Origin of the sequence: Brevibacillus laterosporus (assembly GCF_030489605.1) — a bacterium.
GTDB lineage: Bacteria > Bacillota > Bacilli > Brevibacillales > Brevibacillaceae > Brevibacillus_B > Brevibacillus_B laterosporus_E.
Map to the genome: position 1 here is coordinate 18,416 of NZ_JAUKFY010000020.1, position 16,560 is coordinate 34,975.

Genomic DNA, 16,560 nt, shown 5'->3' on the forward strand with positions numbered 1-16,560 from the left:
AAAGGTTTGACAAAACAGGTGAGAAGGAGTGAGCAAGGATGGCTTATACAGCGCTATATCGGGTATATAGACCGCAAACCTTTGGTGATGTGATTGGACAAACTCATGTCACAACAACCTTGCAAAATGCTCTTCGCGAGGGGCGACTTTCGCATGCTTACCTGTTTAATGGACCAAGGGGTACGGGGAAGACCAGTGCAGCTAAGATTATGGCAAAAGCAGTAAACTGTCAAAATCCACAGGATGGTGAACCTTGTAACCAATGTCCAGCATGTATAGCAATAACAGAAGGCTCAGTGACCGATGTCTTGGAGATTGACGCTGCATCCAATCGCGGTGTCGAAGAAATCCGAGATATACGTGATAAGGTCAAATTTGCACCAAGCGAAGTAAAATATAAAGTGTACATCATTGACGAGGTACACATGCTGACAACAGAGGCGTTTAACGCACTGTTAAAAACATTAGAAGAACCGCCCGGGCACGTGCTATTTATATTAGCGACGACCGAGCCGCATAAGCTGCCAGCAACCATTATTTCACGTTGTCAGCGCTTTGATTTCCATCGCATTTCGCTAGCCGAAATGACCCGGCGTTTACAGCATATATGTGATGCACAACAAATTGAAGCTGAGGAACAAGCACTCAAGCTAGTTGCGAAAATGGCTGAGGGTGGAATGCGTGATGCACTTAGTTTGCTAGATCAGGCTATTAGCTTTAGCGGGAATCAAGTAAACGCATCTGACGTGTTAAAGATTACAGGGGCTGTGTCCCAAGCATATTTTTCCACACTTGGTCGTATGATTTCTGAACAAGATGTAACGGGGGTAATGGAAGAGCTGGAGAAGATTATGTCTCAGGGAAAAGACCCTGAACAGTTCTTACAAGACCTGCTGTTTTATTTTAGGGATATGTTGTTATATAAAACAGCTCCTAATCTGGAAGAAATCATGGAACGTACACTAATTGATGAAAAATTCCCAGAGGTAGCCAACCGCTTTGCTCTGCCTGTTTTATACGAAGTAATAGAACAGCTTAATCAGGCCTTGACCCAACTGAAATGGTCAACGTTTGCACGAGTTTTGGTAGAGATGACATTGGTTCGCTTATGTCACCTGTCTGCCTCGTCCTCCGCATCGGGTGCTGTATCTGCAGGGCAAGAAGCAATGGAGGCTGGTAATGGAGCAGGTGCCACAGTACCCAAAACTGCTTCTGGAGCGATTCAAGCGGTGTCTAGTCCGGATGCGGCTTCTCTTTTCGAGCGTGTAAAAATGCTGGAAGAGAAACTAACCCAAATTCTACAGGGGAATCTTGTAGCAGGAGGAAAAGCGGCTTCAGAAGAAGGAAAACAACGAGAGGTTCGACGAGCTATGCCGGCTACAGGCGGTTCGAAGACTTCTATGACGAAGGTACGTGAAGCTGTTCGCCAAGTGGATGAGGGACTTTCCCAAAAAATCCGTGGTGCGTGGGCCCAAATTTTATCCGAAGTGAAAAAGGTCCACTATAAATATCATGCATGGGTCGTAAGCGGTCAGCCAGCGGTTGCTAGCTCTGATGCCGTAATCGTTACTTTTAAAGGATCGATTCATTGTGAAAAAACAATGGAACCAGAGCTAAGAGGCATTGTTGAGCGTGCGTTTCTAACTGTAACAGGAAAAGCGCTTCAGCTTCTATCCATAACAGAAGAAGAGTGGGAAAATGTCCGGGGAGAACAAACGCATTCAGATCCCTCAGGGGCAGATCAGCCTCAAGAAGACCCATTTATAGCTGAAGCGATTCGGGTCGCTGGAGAAAGATTGACACACATTAAGGATTAAAGCACGAAACACATATATTTATAAGGAGGAATTACGAATGAAAAACATGCAGCAAATGATGAAGCAAGTAAAAAAAATGCAGGATGAGATGCAAAAAGCACAAGAACAATTGAAAGAAAGAGTAGTAGAAGGAAAAGCTGGCGGTGGCGCTGTAGTTGTAAAAGCGAATGGACATAAGCAGGTAATTGATGTAACAATCAATCCAGAAGTAGTTGACCCAGAAGACGTGGAAATGTTGCAGGATCTAGTTCTTGCTGCAATTAACGACGCTATGAAAAATGTTGATGAAGTAGTTGGAAAAGAAATGGGACGCTTTACTGGCGGCATGAACATTCCTGGATTGTTCTAATTTGCCAGCATAAGCTCCTGTAAAGGAGTAGGTCATTTTGTTTTATCCAGAGCCCGTCTCGAAATTAATAGAAGGATTTATGAAATTGCCGGGCATTGGACCAAAAACAGCAAGTCGGTTAGCTTTTCATGTGTTAAGCATGAAGGAAGATGACGTACTTGATTTAGCAAAAGCATTGGTTAACGCCAAACGGCAACTGCACTATTGCTCGGTTTGTAATAATATCACCGATTCGGACCCTTGTCAGATTTGCCGCGATAAAAGCCGTGATGGTTCTATCATCTGTGTCGTTCAAGAACCAAAAGACTTGGTTGCCATGGAACGAACCAGAGAATTTATGGGGTATTATCACGTTCTGCATGGTGCCATTTCACCTATGGATGGGATTGGTCCTGAAGATATTCATATTCCCGATCTGCTCAAACGCTTAGGTGATGAACAAGTACAAGAGCTTATTTTAGCTACAAACCCTAATATTGAAGGGGAAGCTACAGCTATGTATATTTCTCGTTTAGTAAAACCCTTTGGCATTCGTGTTACCCGCATCGCTCATGGTCTACCTGTAGGTGGAGATTTAGAGTATGCCGATGAAGTAACATTGACTAAAGCCTTAGAAGGTCGCCGGGAATTATAATAATAGGGATAAGAGGTGCATGAGAAATCATGCGCCTTTTTGTTATATAAGGCAATAAAAGATATTTTATGGTTCAATGGGGTTATAGCTTGGACAGACCCACATTTTGCAAGTTCTTAGTACTGAAACTTACATTTGGTCAGGAAGTATTTTTTATAAGGAAAGAAAGTGCTTTTTTACTAGGACGAGGCATAACCTAAAGAGTAGGAGAGTGAATGAATGCAACCTTACATGCCATTGCTGCCAACGGTAAGAAGGCGCTCTGTAAAATGGGCTTGGGTATTAACCTTTCAATATGTTCTGTATATAGGCGTTCAACTATCAGCAACGTCAATCTTGCGAAAGGCAGACGGTACCTGGGAAATCCATATGTTAGCCAATATGGGAACGATACAAGCTTTATTGTTATGGGGGAATATATTCCTTACATTGTTTACTAGCATATTGTTTTTTGTTGCTTTGATTCGAGATCGGCGCATCTCTGCATGGACTGGTCATAAAGAGGTAAACGGCACGGATTTTATACATGCAGTCGCATTTATGCAAATCTTTTATAATGCCTCCATTTTCTTATATGGGACGGGGCTCGTGAGCTATCCGATGTTTACAACAGGAAGTATAGGAGGATTATTTGAATCTGCTTCCTTGCAAATTTTCTTATGCATGTTTTGTTTCATATGGTTTCGGGGCCGGTTAGAATCAATAGGCTTTCAAAGTCCAACTGATGTCGGGAAAATGTTTTTCTTTATCATCGGCTGTTATTTGGCGATTACATTCCTGCTGAGCTATGTGGTGGCCCCATTAGCTGACCTTTTTCACATGTCGTTAAGCTCTGCACGTGAGGAAGGAATCAGCCGTGAAATAAGGGATGCCAAACAAAACAGCTTGCTAACGATTCTTTTATCCTTTTTTATGACAGGCTTATTTGTCCCGATCGCAGAGGAAATGATGTTTCGCGGGGTTCTTCAGACATGTCTTGTGAAAAAGTGGGGAGCTTTCTGGGGAATCCTGATCGCGAGCTTTTGGTTTGCTATTATTCATATTGATTTAGCCCTATTTCTACCTTTATTTATAATTGGTTTGTTTCTTGGAATTGTCCGTCATCGCTTTCACTCATTGTGGGCCTCGATTATTTTGCATTCAATCAACAATGTAGTAAGTGTCATTCTTTCTTATCAATCATAAATCTGATGAATAGACGGAAGGGGGACTTGTATGAAATGGTTGAAGTGGAACACGGGTATGCAAGAGCAGCAGGTGCAGCCTTATCATTTACAGGAAGCGATTCATAGTGCACTACGGTATTGGCAAAATGCTCAGCGGCATGTGGATGTCTCGGAAGGCTTTCAACAGATTGACCATTTTATTTATCAATATCGTCTTGCTGAAAAGCGATACATGTACCTGCTCAAACAAATACGCCGTCAAAATGAGAAACAAAGAGAAGCGTAGAGGGAGAGGATGGCGAAATGAACACAGAGATTATGATAGCTGGAATGATCATTGGGTTCCTTGTTTTGGTGGCGCTCAGTAGATCAGTTTCCCGTCCATTGCGTTGGACGGGAACGATTGCTCTGAATGTCATTATTGGTGCGATCCTTTTGTATTTCTCTAATTTCTTTGGTGAGATGGCGGGATTCTATATACCGATTAATCCCGTAACAGCTATTATAGCCGGCTTTCTAAGGATTCCGGGCTTACTTGCACTGATTACCATTCGGTTCTTTCTGCTAGGTTAATCATTAACTCTTTCCATCAGTCATCAGAAATGCAAGGCTTGCTTTTTCGTATTTCACATAGGCTTCCTGCGGATGGCGGAATGAAACAAGCAACGGAATCAAACGCGGGAGCAAACTAAATATGGTGATGATTACTAAAAAATGACCGGAAGGAAAAGAAGACCATGGAAAAATAGCTAAACATGTGAAAAATACGCCTAGGCAAGTCACTGTCTCCAGCCTTCTGTAGCTTGAAAGAGATACCATAAGCGAATGAGTAGTGCCCCACCATGGAGACAACCAAGACAATTTGGATAGTTGAAATGGCTGAGCTAGAATAGAGGTATACACCCAAACAGCAGCCATATGTAATAGCGGGATGAAAATAAGGCAACAAAGGAAAAGAATGAAAGAATACCAAGTTAGAGCTTGCCAGAGGCCCAAAATAAAAGCAGCCGTAATGATTCCGATTAGTTGTAACAGATAACCGCCCATTCCCCAACGAAAACGATATAGTAAGCGGTAGCTGTAAATGGTCTGTTCTTTCATCAACAGGCCTCCTTTTTGTTCGTTCTATAGTATTATCGGTAGGTTATATAGATATTTGTATCCTTCAATTGACAGGTAAATATAGGATTATTATGATAGGGATTAATTGGTAGAATGAAAGGGAGGAGATGCCATGAGTACAGCTTTCAACAAGGAAAGAATTGCCGTGGGCTGCTGGAGTATTTTCCGACAGGGAAACATATTTACTCTCCTATTCGTAGTGGTTGCTTTTTTGTTGTTTCATTTTTCAGAATGGTTAGATATAGTGTTTTGGCAAAGCTTTTTCATATCTCTACTATTATGCTTCCCTATTTTCCTCTTATTGTTTTTCTATGATTATCCCTTGCATATTCGCTGGTTTTTATTAGGACCACTCTGCTTTGCAGGCATACTGTGGTATAAATGCCTGTTCCTTGGTATGACTGTATATACGATCTGTCTCTATCTCCTTGTGATTACCGCGTTATGGGGCGTTTACCATTTCTCCGGGGCTGGACATATCAGCTTCCCCTTCCAATTGATGCACTTTATGAAAAGGCTGACCAGAGCTTGTGATTCAAGCAGCGCCAATATCTTTGAGCAATTGCCCAAGGCATTGATTTTACTGATCGCGATGCAGGAAGCTTCTGTGTCATGGCAGGATTGGACGGTGAGTGAGAGTATTTTATCTCACTTTGTATTTGCATTTGTATTATTTTTTTACAGCTATGCCATCCATCAATTGTTTTTTACATGGAAGCCTGATGAGAATATAGATAATGCAAAAAAGATTACTACACAGTATGTTTTTCCCGTTGAACGAGTTTACTTGGTGGTGTTGAATGGCTGCAATAAGGAACAGTTGGTCAAAGCGCACACCCCTTTTCTTGATTGGTTACAACGAACAGGAACCAGCTGGGAAAAGGCAGAAAGTGTTTATCCGGCAGATACAAAGTCCTGTTTTTGCTCTCTTTTGACAGGAACCTATCCGTCTGAACACCAGATTAATAGCCATCTTGGCAATCGAAAAACAATACAGAACGAGACAATCCTTGATGTCCTGCACCAAGCAAGGAAGATAGGGATGATATTGGCTGAAGAGGAGACAAGCTGTCTATTTGATGGGGAAGCTCGCCGGGCATATGTACGGGAAAATCAACAGACTGATAACTGCCGAATGAATCAAGCTATTCAAATTGCAGAGCAAGACAATCCAGAATTTTTGCTGGTACAAATAACCGATATTTATCGAACAGGAATTACATGTGGAGTCTATTGTGATGAATATCTTGCAAAAATAAATCAGGCTGATCAAATGATCGCGCAGTTTTATCACCAATTAGACAAGCTCGGGAAGCTCAATCAAGCCGTATTTATGGTTTGTTCTGATCATGGAGAAGCGACAGGCATGGGTGGGCGTGTACATCTGAGTCATAAAGAACGCTACATTTCACTGATCATGCAAGGAACGTCTATCCATCAAGGGAAGGTTGTGGCTACACGGCGTGCCATCGTGTCAGTAGCTGCTACAATCGCTTATCTGTTAGCAGTTCCGTATCCGAAGCAAGCAAAGGGGCCTGTTTTGTTAGAAGGGATGATCACGTGTCAAAACGAGGATCATCAATTCCCCGTTTCTGGGAATGATAAGCTTGAGCAGATTATATGATAGGCAAGCGGAAGGAGCAGATCATAGGTGAGCCAGGCAACGCTTGTGTACTTGCACTCGGTAGCCTCCCTATCGTTACCGCGGGAATGCCTTGATGCATTTGCCGCATGTGAGATAGATATCATTTCTGCAAAGGAATGGGAGCAGACAAAAGTGGAAATATCCGGCTGGCTTTTTACTGAAGGCCTGTCTCCTGTAGTATGGCAACAGTTTATGCGTGATATAACAAAATGTGTTAGGAATAACCGGTCAAGCAATCGGCGCTATCTTGTGCTTTTAGCAGGAGATCATGCTTCTGATACGGTAGCGTATGATTTTATAAAACGGCTACTGCCTCTACAGGATTCTGTTGAAATCATCCGCTTACTCTGCTGGGCGGAGCAAAAAAAGGCGATAATCGGCAGCCGGACTTGCGAATGCTTTTCTGAAGATGCTTTTGCAGTACGAAATTGGCATGACCGTTTACGAAGAGGGCTTGCCGTGCACGGTTATATTTCGTTTTTATGCAGATATGAGGAAGCAGTTGAAATTGCTTGGGCACGTCAGATATTTTTGAATCAGAAAACAAGATTTTATCATAGGCTGGCCGCTCGATGTGACGAGCTGGGAGCTAGAGCATATATTGTAGGGCAAGGTCTGGGCATGGACAGACGAATTGGACAAGAATGGCTGTTTCCAAATGCTTATGACGAGGGGATTCTACGGTTGGAACAAGAATGGCTTGAACGTGAGTGGAATGATCTGTTGCAGCAAGTAAGCATCAAGCGTGTCGCTGTTTGGGGATTTGCCCCTAGCTTTCTTCTTGATATGCTTGCACAACGTGTCGACTTGGAAGTCTCGTGTTACTTACGAGCGTGTCAGCAAAAAACGAACAATCTACCTCGGGACTGGCACTATTGCAATACTCCGCTGGAAGCAGCAAAATTGGCTGATGTTCTGCTCATTGTGAGATATGATCAGGATATTCTCAGTATACGTTTAGACAGCTTATACGAAAGTATGGCTAAGCCTTATATTTTAGACGTAGTGGATTGCTTTCCGTCAAATGAGGCAAAGCTTGAGAAAATATACTATCGGACACTTGGTCAAAAGCCGAACATTTGGAATGGAACGGATTATAATGGGATATAATGGTTGATAAGCTTAGCGAAAAGGTAGGTGTCCCATATGGAAGACCACTCTCATCGCTGCATTATCTGCAACAGGGAACAAGCCGTTGGTATATCCATTTGTAACCAATTTATTTGTTATACATGCGAGCAAGAAATGGTCAAGACCGACGTACGTGATGAACGTTATCCCTTTTATATTAAACAGATGCGGCAAATCTGGTTTAAAAAGAATGCATAATAACATGAAAAAGAGGCATGTCCATGGGCGATGCCTCTTTTCTTATGGGCTTTTATACTTTTGAACATGGTACAATAGGGGGTACCGAAACAAAAGGACGTGAGAAAGATGATGCAAAATCAGGAAGATTTTTGGGAGAGACAGCGCAAAGCTCCGTTGTTTGATGCACTACAAAGGCATGTACGACAAACCCCTCATCCTTTTCATGTACCTGGGCATAAGATGGGGAGAAGCTTCGATAAGGAAGCAAGGTCTTTTTTTGAAAAATACCTGTCAATTGATTTAACAGAGATTACAGGCTTGGATGACTTGCATCAGCCGGAAGATATTATTGCTTTGGCTCAACAGTTGGCCGCAGAGGCATACGGAGCTGAAGAAACTAAATTTTTAGTAGGCGGAACAACAGTCGGGAATTTGGCTGCGATCATGTCGATTTGCCGACCTGGAGATAAAATTATTGTTCAGCGTAATTGTCATAAATCCGTTTACCATGGATTGATGCTTGCGAAAGCGGAGCCGATTTTTGTCGTTCCTGCTGTAGATGCAGAGACTGGTATTGCCGCAGGTGTACGGCGTGAGGATGTAGAGCGACTGTTGATGGAGAACCCTGATTGCAAGGCTGTCTTTCTTACCAACCCGACTTACTATGGGATGGGTATTGATTTAGAAAAGATGGCTACGGTTGTTCATCGTTATCACATTCCATTAATCATTGACGAGGCGCATGGCGCCCATTATGGTTTCCACCCGGACCTGCCTGCTTCAGCTATGCAGAGTGGAGCTGATATTTCGATTCAGTCTACGCATAAGATGGGAACTGCTTTTACAATGGGTTCAATGCTACATGTTCAAGGAAAGCGCATTGATCGTAGCCGATTGTATCGTTATCTGGCGATGCTACAGTCCTCGAGCCCTTCTTATCCGTTAATGGCGTCTCTTGATTTGGCCCGTCGACATATGGTGCTAGAGGGGCAACAAGAGTTACAGAAGGCGATTGCGCTTATAGAAAAAACGAAAGAACGCCTTAGCCATTTCGATTGGTTTTCAGTTGCCGGCTGGAAGAAGCAAACAGGGTATCAAACACTAGATCCGCTGCGAATTGTAATCAATTTACATTCCTCTCAGCTATCAGGCTTTGAATTGCAAACAAAGCTGGAAGAAGCTTATATTTATACAGAGTTAGCCGGATTGCATCATCTTTTGCTGCTAGGGTCTACAGGTACGACAGAGCTGGATTGTAAAAGGTTACTTACAGTTATGGAGGAGCTGTCAAAGCAAGTGCGTGGTGAAGGCCTGCGTGCTTTTGAAACAGGGTTAGTCTCCTCCTGCTTTTTACGTAAAGCAGCCATGAGCATGCATGTAGCGGCAGAAGAGGAAGCGGAGTCTATATTATTAGAAGAAGCACAGGGACGTATCTGTGCTGAGATGGTGATTCCATATCCGCCAGGGATACCGATGATTGTTCCAGGTGAAGTCCTAGACGAGCAGGTAATTGCTCTATTGCAGGAATTGCAAAGAAAAGAGGCACGTTTTCATGGTGTGAAGGATGCTGGGGTAAAAACCATTCAAGTCATAAAAGGTAAACATTGTTAAACGAGAGGGTATGGTGAACACAGGGATGTTTATTTCATTAGAAGGTGGAGACGGTGCGGGAAAATCCACTGCCATTGCACTTTTAGAAAAGAGAATAACAGAACAGGGGATGCCGGTCTTAGTCACCCGTGAACCAGGTGGGGTTGATATCGCTGAACAAATTCGTGAGGTAATATTGAATCGAGAAAATACAAAAATGGATGGGCGAACAGAGGCGTTATTATATGCGGCGGCAAGGCGCCAGCATCTAGTGGAAAAAGTAATACCTGCGTTGGAACAGGGGAAAATTGTACTTTGTGATCGATTCATTGATAGCAGTCTAGCTTATCAGGGTGTAGCGCGGGGGCTGCCTACCGACGAAATTTTTGCCATTAATCAATTTGCTATTGAGGATCGTATGCCTGATCTTACCTTTTATCTTGATGTATCCCCAGAAGTGGGACTAGCTAGGATTGAAGCTAATTCTAATCGAGAAAAAAATCGCCTTGATTTGGAAAAAGTATCATTTCACAATCGGGTGCGTGAAGGGTATGAGCTATTGATTCGTAAATTCCCGGAACGGATTGTTCGTATTAATGCTGACCAGCCAATAGAGCAGGTAGTCGATGAAATGCTTGCTATCGTCCAAGAAAAAATAAAAAAAGCATAGATGGACAGCCTTAAAAAAGAGCAGACGCATCATTAGTGTTTTCCCCGTCGATACGGTGAAGGCAGCAATGATGAGATGCTCTTTTTTTCAGTAAAACTCTTTAGCAAGAAAAATATGTTTGAATGAAAAATAGGTCGTACATGCTGTATAATAGGAAAAAGCACTGAGGAAGATTTCCTTGTGTGAAAGCTGGAAAAATTACACCAAGTAGCTATTTTGACATAACAATAAGGTAAGCCCCTTAAAAATAATGATAGTACCAAATTTTATTTGATTTTTCCGATTAAGCAATGCCCTTTTCTACAGGAAAGTGGTACCCTTCAATCGAATTATAGCCAGAGTAATTTATGTGTTACTGGTAAGAGAGCTAAGCACTACAATTGCGAAGCAGAAAGGATGAAATCACTATGAAAATGGTCATCGCTGTTGTGCAGGATAAAGACAGTGGGCGTTTATCACAAGCTCTTGTGAAAAAAGGATTCCGTGCTACAAAATTGGCCAGTACAGGAAGCTTTCTCCGCGCTGGGAATACGACGTTTCTTGTAGGGACCGATGATGGTCGTGTTACAGAGCTTATCACCATCATTGAGCAAAACTGCCAATCCCGCAAACAGATGGTGACTCCTGTGTCGCCGCTTGGAAGTGGAGTTGATTCATTTTTGTCATATCCTCTTGAAGTACAGGTGGGGGGCGCAGCCGTTTTTGTGATGGACGTAGAGCATTTCCATTCTTTTTAGTTTCGGGTAAAGGTGAGCGGGAGTGAGGACCAAGTGAAAATTGATAATGGCATCAGACCTACATTCGAGGTAAAAGGGATAGGTCAACGCAGGGATGTATCTGTGGAAAAGATGAACTTTCGAGATATGGTTAAAGGTGAAGGGCAGAGATTGAACGAGGAAAGACTTCAGCTACTGCTTACAGAAATAGATAAACACGGAGATATTTTGGCTCGCTCCCGCAATGTACGAGATTACTATACGTATCGTAATCTTATCAAGCGATTTATGGAGGAAGCCGTTCGGTTTGGGATTGCTCTTGACGAGCGTAAAGGAACCAATCGCCGAGGAAGAGGTCGCATTCATAAAATTATCAAAGAGATCGATGCCGAATTATTGTCATTGGCAGACGATCTATTGAGCGAGCAGGCTCCTTTGATAGATATGCTTGCTCGAATTGGTGAAATCAGAGGCATGCTAATCAATTTATATTTTTAGGTGACAATAAATGAGCTGGAGTAATGTAGCAAAAGAACAAGAGCGTGTGGCAGAAGTCTTAGCTAATAGTATGAAGCACGATCGTTTGGCTCATGCCTACCTGTTTACGGGGCCAAAAGGGGTAGGCAAAATGGAAGTGGCTGAGCATTTGACTAAATCCATTTTTTGTTTAGATCAGCCCGGTGACGCTTGTGGGACATGCCTGAACTGCAAACGTATTCAATCAGGGAACCATCCTGATGTATATCAGATCTCTCCAGATGGTGCATCTGTCAAAATAGAGCAAATTAGAGCCTTACAAAAAGAAATGAAGATGCGTGCTGTTGAATCGAAGAATAAGGTTTATATTCTAGAGCATGTAGATAAAATGACAACCCAAGCGGCAAATAGCTTGCTGAAATTTTTGGAAGAACCGCCAGCAGGTGTGCTTGCTTTGTTGCTATCTGAAAACAGTCATGCCATTTTACCCACAATTTTATCCAGATGTCAGACAATAGTATTCAACCCTCTACCGGTTGAAATGATTGTGAAATCGCTTGTAAACGAAGGAATTACACGGGGCATTGCCCAAGTTGCTTCCCAAATTACAACAAATCTGGACGATGCACGGCTATTAAGCCAATCAGAATGGTTTGCACAGCTTAAAGCTATGGTGATACAATTGGGAAGGGATTTGAAACAACGTGATTCCCAAGCGCTGTTTACGATTCAAGATCAATTTCAACGTAACGATAGATTAAAAGAAGAACTTCCTCTCTTTCTGGATTTGCTCATCCTTTGGCTGCGAGATATCCTCTATATTCAAGTAGGGCGTAGGGCCAACATCATCAACATAGACCAACAGGATGCATTAGAAGAGCAGGCCTTGCAGTGGGCTCAAACCGAGATATTGCGAGGAATTGATGTAGCCATGGAGACAAGAAATCGGATAGAGCGTAATGCTAACCCACAATTAGCGTTAGAGCGACTTGTTCTTCATATCCAGGAGGGATAAATTTTGTACGAGGTGGTCGGAATCCGCTTTAAAAAAGCGGGTAAGATATATTACTTTGATCCTGACGAATTGCAGATAGAAAAAGACAGTCACGTGATTGTTGAAACAGCACGTGGTGTTGAGTATGGCAAGGTCGTGATCGGACAAAAGACTGTGGAAGATTCCGATGTAGTTCTTCCTTTAAAGAAAGTGATTCGAATTGCTGATGAATCGGACGCTAGGCAAGTCGACGAGAATCGGGCTGCTGCAAAAAATGCTTTTCAGGTGTGTCAAACCAAGATTAGAGAACATCAACTGGAAATGAAGCTGGTAGATGTTGAATATACATTCGACCGGAATAAAATTATTTTTTATTTTACAGCGGACGGCCGCGTTGATTTTCGTGAATTAGTAAAGGATTTAGCAGCGGTGTTTCGTACGCGCATTGAATTACGGCAGATTGGTGTTCGAGATGAAGCCAAGATGCTTGGCGGTATAGGACCTTGTGGTCGGATGCTATGCTGTTCCACCTTTTTGGGTGATTTTGAACCGGTATCCATCAAAATGGCGAAAGACCAAAATCTCTCGCTTAATCCAGCTAAAATCTCCGGTTTGTGTGGACGTCTCATGTGCTGTTTGAAGTATGAAAATGATAACTACGAAACAACGAAGGAAGAAATACCTGAACTAAGCTCATGGGTGAAAACACCAATGGGGGATGGCAGAGTTGTAAGCTTGAATATTTTAGGCAGAGTGGCTCAGGTTGATCTCCTTGAAGTAGGAAGAGTCATGGAGTTTACCTTTGATGAAATTGTAACGAGTCGACCAGAGATCGGGTAGAGGACGGGTAGCGAGAGGTGATGAAGTTGGAGAAACAGGAAATCTTCGCTAAAATCGCGAGCATGGAAGAGAGAGTGGGCGAACTCTATCAGGAGATTGGCAGCCTAAAAGACGTGATCGTCAAACTTTTGGAAGAGAATGCTCAGCTTCTCATTGAAAATGAACACTTGCGTAACCGATTCCAGAAAAGAGCCGATCAGTCTACTTCCAAAAAACAAAGTGCTGGCCAACAAAAAAGGGCAGCAGCCAGTCAAAAGGTAGTAGGCAATCAAAAAATAGTGGGCGAAGGATACGATAACCTTGCGCGACTATATGCGGAAGGATTTCATATTTGCAACGTACACTATGGTAGTATAAGAAAAGAAGGCGATTGCCTGTTCTGCTTATCTTTTTTAAGCGGTGGACACAAGTGATACGAAAAACAAAAGCGACCTGATGTCTTTTACACAGACGGGTCGCTTTTTACTGATAAAATGATAGGATAACTACCTTCTTATTGGTAAGAGAGGATACAATATGACAGAAAAACAGCAAGTCCCCTTGTATGATACAGAACGGATTGACGACTTGTTAACCTACGAATTAAAAATCATTCAAAGCCATGAAGTGTTTTGTTTTTCAATGGATGCAGTATTACTTGCTCGTTTTGCACAGGTGCCTAAAAGGGGAAAAGTGTTAGATTTTTGCACTGGCAATGGCGTCATTCCGTTATTAATGAGCACAAGAACGCCATTTGCTGAATTTGAAGGTATTGAACTGCAAGAACGATTGTTTCATATGGCAGAACGTAACGTGATCATGAATGGATTGCAAGAACGTATTACTATTCATCATGGCGACGTACGCAAGGCAGTAGAGAGATTTGGAGATAATAAATATGATCTCATCACTTGTAATCCGCCTTATATGCCTTCGATCGCAGGAGAAGCAAGCAAAAATGACCATCGTGCCATAGCTCGCCACGAGATTCATCTTACGTTAGATGATGTACTACGGGTTGGAAGCAGACTGCTGAAGCATGGGGGGAAGCTGGCATTGGTGCATCGTGCAACTCGTCTGATAGATATTGTTACAGGCATGAGGCTGTATGGTATCGAGCCTAAACGTATGCGGTTCGTGCATTCCCGCCAAGACAGTGAACCTAATATGGTACTTGTGGAAGGTATACGCGGAGGGAAACCTGAGCTTCGGATACAACCACCGCTGATTGTGTATAAGCAAGGGGAAGAGTACTGCGATGAATTATATGAAATCTATTATGGAAAACGAGATTCCCTCGCATAAAAGTCACTATGTATATATATTACAATGTGCAGACGGTTCGTTGTATACAGGATACACAACTGAGATACAGCGTAGACTTAAGCAGCATAGAATAGGGAAAGGTGCCAAATATACAAGAGGGCGTTGTCCGATTGAGCTGGTGTATTGGGAAGAAGGCGCTGATCGTTCGTGGGGACTTAAAAGAGAAGAACAGATTAAACGTCTTCAACGTTCGGCCAAGGAAAGCTTGATTTTATTCGGGAATACATCGGTTCAATCTACTTTGATGAAATAACCATTTAGGAGTTACGATAGATGAATATACAAAAGAGTTTTGCTCAAAAGACAAGCACAGGTATCCTATACCTAGTGGCAACACCTATCGGAAATTTGGATGATATTACAGTCCGTTCCTTGCAGACATTGCGTGAGGTGGACGTGATTGCTTGTGAGGATACACGCCAAACCAGAAAGCTTCTTACTCATTTTCAGATAGAGAAACGCACACTTAGCTATCATGAACACAATAAAGCATCAAGTGGACCGGAATTAGTTAGCTGGTTGTTGGATGGAAAAAACATTGCTCTAGTCAGTGATGCAGGCTTGCCTGCCATTTCTGATCCTGGAGCCGATCTTGTACGAGAAGCAATTGACGCTGGCTGTACGGTCGTTCCCATACCTGGTGCAAACGCGGCATTAACAGGTTTGATTGCCTCTGGATTACCGACAGAAAAATTTGTGTTCTGCGGGTTTTTACCGCGTGATAAAAAGCAACGCAAGGGAGAACTGGATCGTTTAGCGCATTACCCAGAAACGTTATTATTTTATGAAGCGCCTCATCGCATTACCAAAACATTAGCAGCTATGCAAGAGGTATTAGGCGATCGTGAGACCGTGCTGGCGAGAGAGCTGACCAAAAGATACGAGGAATTCGCCAGAGGCACGATGTCTGAGCTGATAGGCTGGCTAGAGCAAACAGAGATTAGAGGAGAGTTTTGCATAATTGTTTCTGGTTATAATGGGCAGCTTTTAGCGGAAGAAGATACAGAGGTTTGGTGGAGCGGCTTTAGTCTAAAAGAACATGTAGATCATTATATCAAACAGGGAATGTCTGTTAAGGAAGCGTGTAAAAGAACGGCTGAGGATCGGAAGCTGACACGCAGAGAAGTGTATAATGAATACCACCAAGACTAATTGAGAAGAATGACAGCAAATATTCAAAAAAAGGCTACTGCTCATTATCAAGAGCAATAGCCTTTTATTATTATTTCGGTTGGGAACTCTCGTCAAGCAAAGATGCCATCTCTTGAATACAAGTTTTGCTGATCATTTTTCCTTTGTAATATACCAAATCTTCCGCGTTTCCTGTGAAAATACAAGCTGGTTCATATTTTTTCAGGATGATGCGTTCTCCGTCAACGAAGATCTCTAGTGCATCCTTTTCTGCAATTCCAAGTGTACGGCGAAGTTCAATTGGAATAACAACACGTCCTAATTCATCTACTTTTCTTACAATACCAGTTGATTTCATACCCTTCAAGCTCCTCTCAAACTCTTAAAAAAGTGGGTGGATCCTGTATCGATGAATACCGAATATTTATCTATTAATCGTCAATATTCGACAATTTATTATAGCTTATGATACCAGTGATTACCAAAGGTGTCAATGGCGTTTTTACAATTATTACAATTTGCACGAATAAAACGTGATAATAACGAAGCATCAGTAATAATTATATGAAATTAGAGGCTAAAAACCCCTTTGTATATGAATCTGTCAGAAATCTTTTTTCATAAAAGATGGAAAATGTCATACGACAAATTAACCTAATAATGGATATTAGTATAAAAAAATGTCGAATTATATGTCGAGATTCGACATTTTTTTGGCGAAAAAGAAACCTATCTTAAATCCCTTGACATTACGTTTATGAACAGATAATTTAGTATACAATAGAAGTATCAT

Annotated in this window: 21 protein-coding genes; 19 read left to right on the forward strand and 2 right to left on the reverse strand. The window is 42.3% G+C overall.

The genetic code is table 11. From position 1 onward, the window contains the following. The first annotated feature begins 38 nt into the window (after positions 1–38). The 6 genes from dnaX (at position 39) to QZ995_RS18280 (ending at position 4,539) form a co-directional block, all read left to right on the forward strand. Entirely contained in the window at positions 39–1,817 is a 1,779-nt protein-coding gene (gene dnaX / locus QZ995_RS18255; protein ID WP_301809721.1) for a DNA polymerase III subunit gamma/tau, read from the forward strand. Between the two features lie 37 nt (positions 1,818–1,854). Continuing rightward, entirely contained in the window at positions 1,855–2,166 is a 312-nt protein-coding gene (locus QZ995_RS18260) for a YbaB/EbfC family nucleoid-associated protein (RefSeq protein ID WP_003333941.1), read from the forward strand. A gap of 37 nt (positions 2,167–2,203) precedes the next feature. Further along, positions 2,204–2,800: a recombination mediator RecR gene (gene recR / locus QZ995_RS18265; protein WP_031412553.1), complete on the forward strand. Its 597-nt coding sequence runs from the start codon at positions 2,204–2,206 to the stop codon at positions 2,798–2,800. Between the two features lie 219 nt (positions 2,801–3,019). Next, complete coding sequence (locus QZ995_RS18270) at positions 3,020–3,985, forward strand: CPBP family intramembrane glutamic endopeptidase (RefSeq protein WP_301809728.1); 966 nt, start codon at positions 3,020–3,022, stop codon at positions 3,983–3,985. A 30-nt stretch (positions 3,986–4,015) separates the two neighbouring features. Beyond that, complete coding sequence (locus QZ995_RS18275; protein ID WP_301809731.1) at positions 4,016–4,252, forward strand: DUF2508 family protein; 237 nt, start codon at positions 4,016–4,018, stop codon at positions 4,250–4,252. Between the two features lie 17 nt (positions 4,253–4,269). Continuing rightward, positions 4,270–4,539, forward strand: coding sequence for a pro-sigmaK processing inhibitor BofA family protein (locus QZ995_RS18280; RefSeq protein ID WP_301809733.1), 270 nt, complete (start codon positions 4,270–4,272; stop codon positions 4,537–4,539). A gap of 3 nt (positions 4,540–4,542) precedes the next feature. Here the strand turns inward: QZ995_RS18280 and QZ995_RS18285 are convergent, their stop codons facing one another. Then, positions 4,543–5,067, reverse strand: a complete 525-nt coding sequence (locus tag QZ995_RS18285; RefSeq protein WP_301809736.1) for a hypothetical protein — start codon at positions 5,065–5,067, stop codon at positions 4,543–4,545. Positions 5,068–5,200: 133 nt separating this feature from the next. Between QZ995_RS18285 and QZ995_RS18290 the strand changes: the two genes are divergently transcribed. The 13 genes from QZ995_RS18290 (at position 5,201) to rsmI (ending at position 15,788) form a co-directional block, all read left to right on the forward strand. Next, positions 5,201–6,712, forward strand: coding sequence for an alkaline phosphatase family protein (locus QZ995_RS18290; RefSeq protein WP_301809739.1), 1,512 nt, complete (start codon positions 5,201–5,203; stop codon positions 6,710–6,712). A gap of 27 nt (positions 6,713–6,739) precedes the next feature. Beyond that, on the forward strand, positions 6,740–7,843 hold the full coding sequence (locus QZ995_RS18295; protein WP_301809741.1) for a hypothetical protein: 1,104 nt from the start codon (positions 6,740–6,742) through the stop codon (positions 7,841–7,843). Between the two features lie 36 nt (positions 7,844–7,879). Continuing rightward, positions 7,880–8,062, forward strand: a complete 183-nt coding sequence (locus QZ995_RS18300; protein WP_003343399.1) for a sigma factor G inhibitor Gin — start codon at positions 7,880–7,882, stop codon at positions 8,060–8,062. Between the two features lie 108 nt (positions 8,063–8,170). Further along, positions 8,171–9,655, forward strand: a complete 1,485-nt coding sequence (locus QZ995_RS18305; protein WP_301809745.1) for an aminotransferase class I/II-fold pyridoxal phosphate-dependent enzyme — start codon at positions 8,171–8,173, stop codon at positions 9,653–9,655. Between the two features lie 25 nt (positions 9,656–9,680). Then, positions 9,681–10,304: a dTMP kinase gene (gene tmk, locus QZ995_RS18310; protein WP_301809748.1), complete on the forward strand. Its 624-nt coding sequence runs from the start codon at positions 9,681–9,683 to the stop codon at positions 10,302–10,304. 407 nt (positions 10,305–10,711) lie between these two features. Beyond that, the gene (locus QZ995_RS18315) at positions 10,712–11,041 is read left to right on the forward strand and encodes a cyclic-di-AMP receptor (protein WP_003333929.1); all 330 of its coding nucleotides are present in this window, start codon (positions 10,712–10,714) and stop codon (positions 11,039–11,041) included. A gap of 33 nt (positions 11,042–11,074) precedes the next feature. Next, entirely contained in the window at positions 11,075–11,518 is a 444-nt protein-coding gene (locus tag QZ995_RS18320) for a YaaR family protein (RefSeq protein WP_301809757.1), read from the forward strand. 10 nt (positions 11,519–11,528) lie between these two features. Further along, entirely contained in the window at positions 11,529–12,512 is a 984-nt protein-coding gene (gene holB / locus QZ995_RS18325) for a DNA polymerase III subunit delta' (RefSeq protein ID WP_301809759.1), read from the forward strand. 3 nt (positions 12,513–12,515) lie between these two features. After that, the gene (locus QZ995_RS18330; RefSeq protein WP_031412540.1) at positions 12,516–13,331 is read left to right on the forward strand and encodes a PSP1 domain-containing protein; all 816 of its coding nucleotides are present in this window, start codon (positions 12,516–12,518) and stop codon (positions 13,329–13,331) included. A 26-nt stretch (positions 13,332–13,357) separates the two neighbouring features. Then, positions 13,358–13,744, forward strand: a complete 387-nt coding sequence (gene yabA, locus QZ995_RS18335) for a DNA replication initiation control protein YabA (RefSeq protein ID WP_031412539.1) — start codon at positions 13,358–13,360, stop codon at positions 13,742–13,744. A gap of 103 nt (positions 13,745–13,847) precedes the next feature. Next, a complete protein-coding gene (locus QZ995_RS18340) occupies positions 13,848–14,615 on the forward strand; it encodes a tRNA1(Val) (adenine(37)-N6)-methyltransferase (protein WP_301809762.1) in 768 nt (255 codons plus the stop codon). Then, the gene (locus QZ995_RS18345) at positions 14,569–14,889 is read left to right on the forward strand and encodes a GIY-YIG nuclease family protein (protein WP_301809764.1); all 321 of its coding nucleotides are present in this window, start codon (positions 14,569–14,571) and stop codon (positions 14,887–14,889) included. The genes QZ995_RS18340 and QZ995_RS18345 overlap by 47 nt, the downstream gene beginning before the upstream one ends. Before the next feature lie 20 nt (positions 14,890–14,909). After that, the gene (gene rsmI, locus QZ995_RS18350) at positions 14,910–15,788 is read left to right on the forward strand and encodes a 16S rRNA (cytidine(1402)-2'-O)-methyltransferase (protein WP_301809767.1); all 879 of its coding nucleotides are present in this window, start codon (positions 14,910–14,912) and stop codon (positions 15,786–15,788) included. 70 nt (positions 15,789–15,858) lie between these two features. On the opposite strand, the gene QZ995_RS18355 is transcribed toward rsmI, so the two are convergent. Next, positions 15,859–16,125: an AbrB/MazE/SpoVT family DNA-binding domain-containing protein gene (locus QZ995_RS18355; protein WP_301809770.1), complete on the reverse strand. Its 267-nt coding sequence runs from the start codon at positions 16,123–16,125 to the stop codon at positions 15,859–15,861. Between the last annotated feature and the right edge of the window lie 435 nt (positions 16,126–16,560).

Bases quoted from the DNA above. Each gene is read 5' to 3' on its own strand.
- dnaX (WP_301809721.1), top strand. From the start codon at position 39: ATGGCTTATACAGCGCTATATCGGGTATATAGACCGCAAACCTTTGGT.
- QZ995_RS18260 (WP_003333941.1), top strand. From the start codon at position 1,855: ATGAAAAACATGCAGCAAATGATGAAGCAAGTAAAAAAAATGCAGGAT.
- QZ995_RS18270 (WP_301809728.1), top strand. From the start codon at position 3,020: ATGCAACCTTACATGCCATTGCTGCCAACGGTAAGAAGGCGCTCTGTA.
- QZ995_RS18275 (WP_301809731.1), top strand. From the start codon at position 4,016: ATGAAATGGTTGAAGTGGAACACGGGTATGCAAGAGCAGCAGGTGCAG.
- QZ995_RS18280 (WP_301809733.1), top strand. From the start codon at position 4,270: ATGAACACAGAGATTATGATAGCTGGAATGATCATTGGGTTCCTTGTT.
- QZ995_RS18285 (WP_301809736.1), bottom strand. From the start codon at position 5,067: ATGAAAGAACAGACCATTTACAGCTACCGCTTACTATATCGTTTTCGT.
- QZ995_RS18290 (WP_301809739.1), top strand. From the start codon at position 5,201: ATGAGTACAGCTTTCAACAAGGAAAGAATTGCCGTGGGCTGCTGGAGT.
- QZ995_RS18300 (WP_003343399.1), top strand. From the start codon at position 7,880: ATGGAAGACCACTCTCATCGCTGCATTATCTGCAACAGGGAACAAGCC.
- QZ995_RS18305 (WP_301809745.1), top strand. From the start codon at position 8,171: ATGATGCAAAATCAGGAAGATTTTTGGGAGAGACAGCGCAAAGCTCCG.
- tmk (WP_301809748.1), top strand. From the start codon at position 9,681: ATGTTTATTTCATTAGAAGGTGGAGACGGTGCGGGAAAATCCACTGCC.
- QZ995_RS18315 (WP_003333929.1), top strand. From the start codon at position 10,712: ATGAAAATGGTCATCGCTGTTGTGCAGGATAAAGACAGTGGGCGTTTA.
- holB (WP_301809759.1), top strand. From the start codon at position 11,529: ATGAGCTGGAGTAATGTAGCAAAAGAACAAGAGCGTGTGGCAGAAGTC.
- QZ995_RS18340 (WP_301809762.1), top strand. From the start codon at position 13,848: ATGACAGAAAAACAGCAAGTCCCCTTGTATGATACAGAACGGATTGAC.
- QZ995_RS18345 (WP_301809764.1), top strand. From the start codon at position 14,569: ATGAATTATATGAAATCTATTATGGAAAACGAGATTCCCTCGCATAAA.
- rsmI (WP_301809767.1), top strand. From the start codon at position 14,910: ATGAATATACAAAAGAGTTTTGCTCAAAAGACAAGCACAGGTATCCTA.
- QZ995_RS18355 (WP_301809770.1), bottom strand. From the start codon at position 16,125: ATGAAATCAACTGGTATTGTAAGAAAAGTAGATGAATTAGGACGTGTT.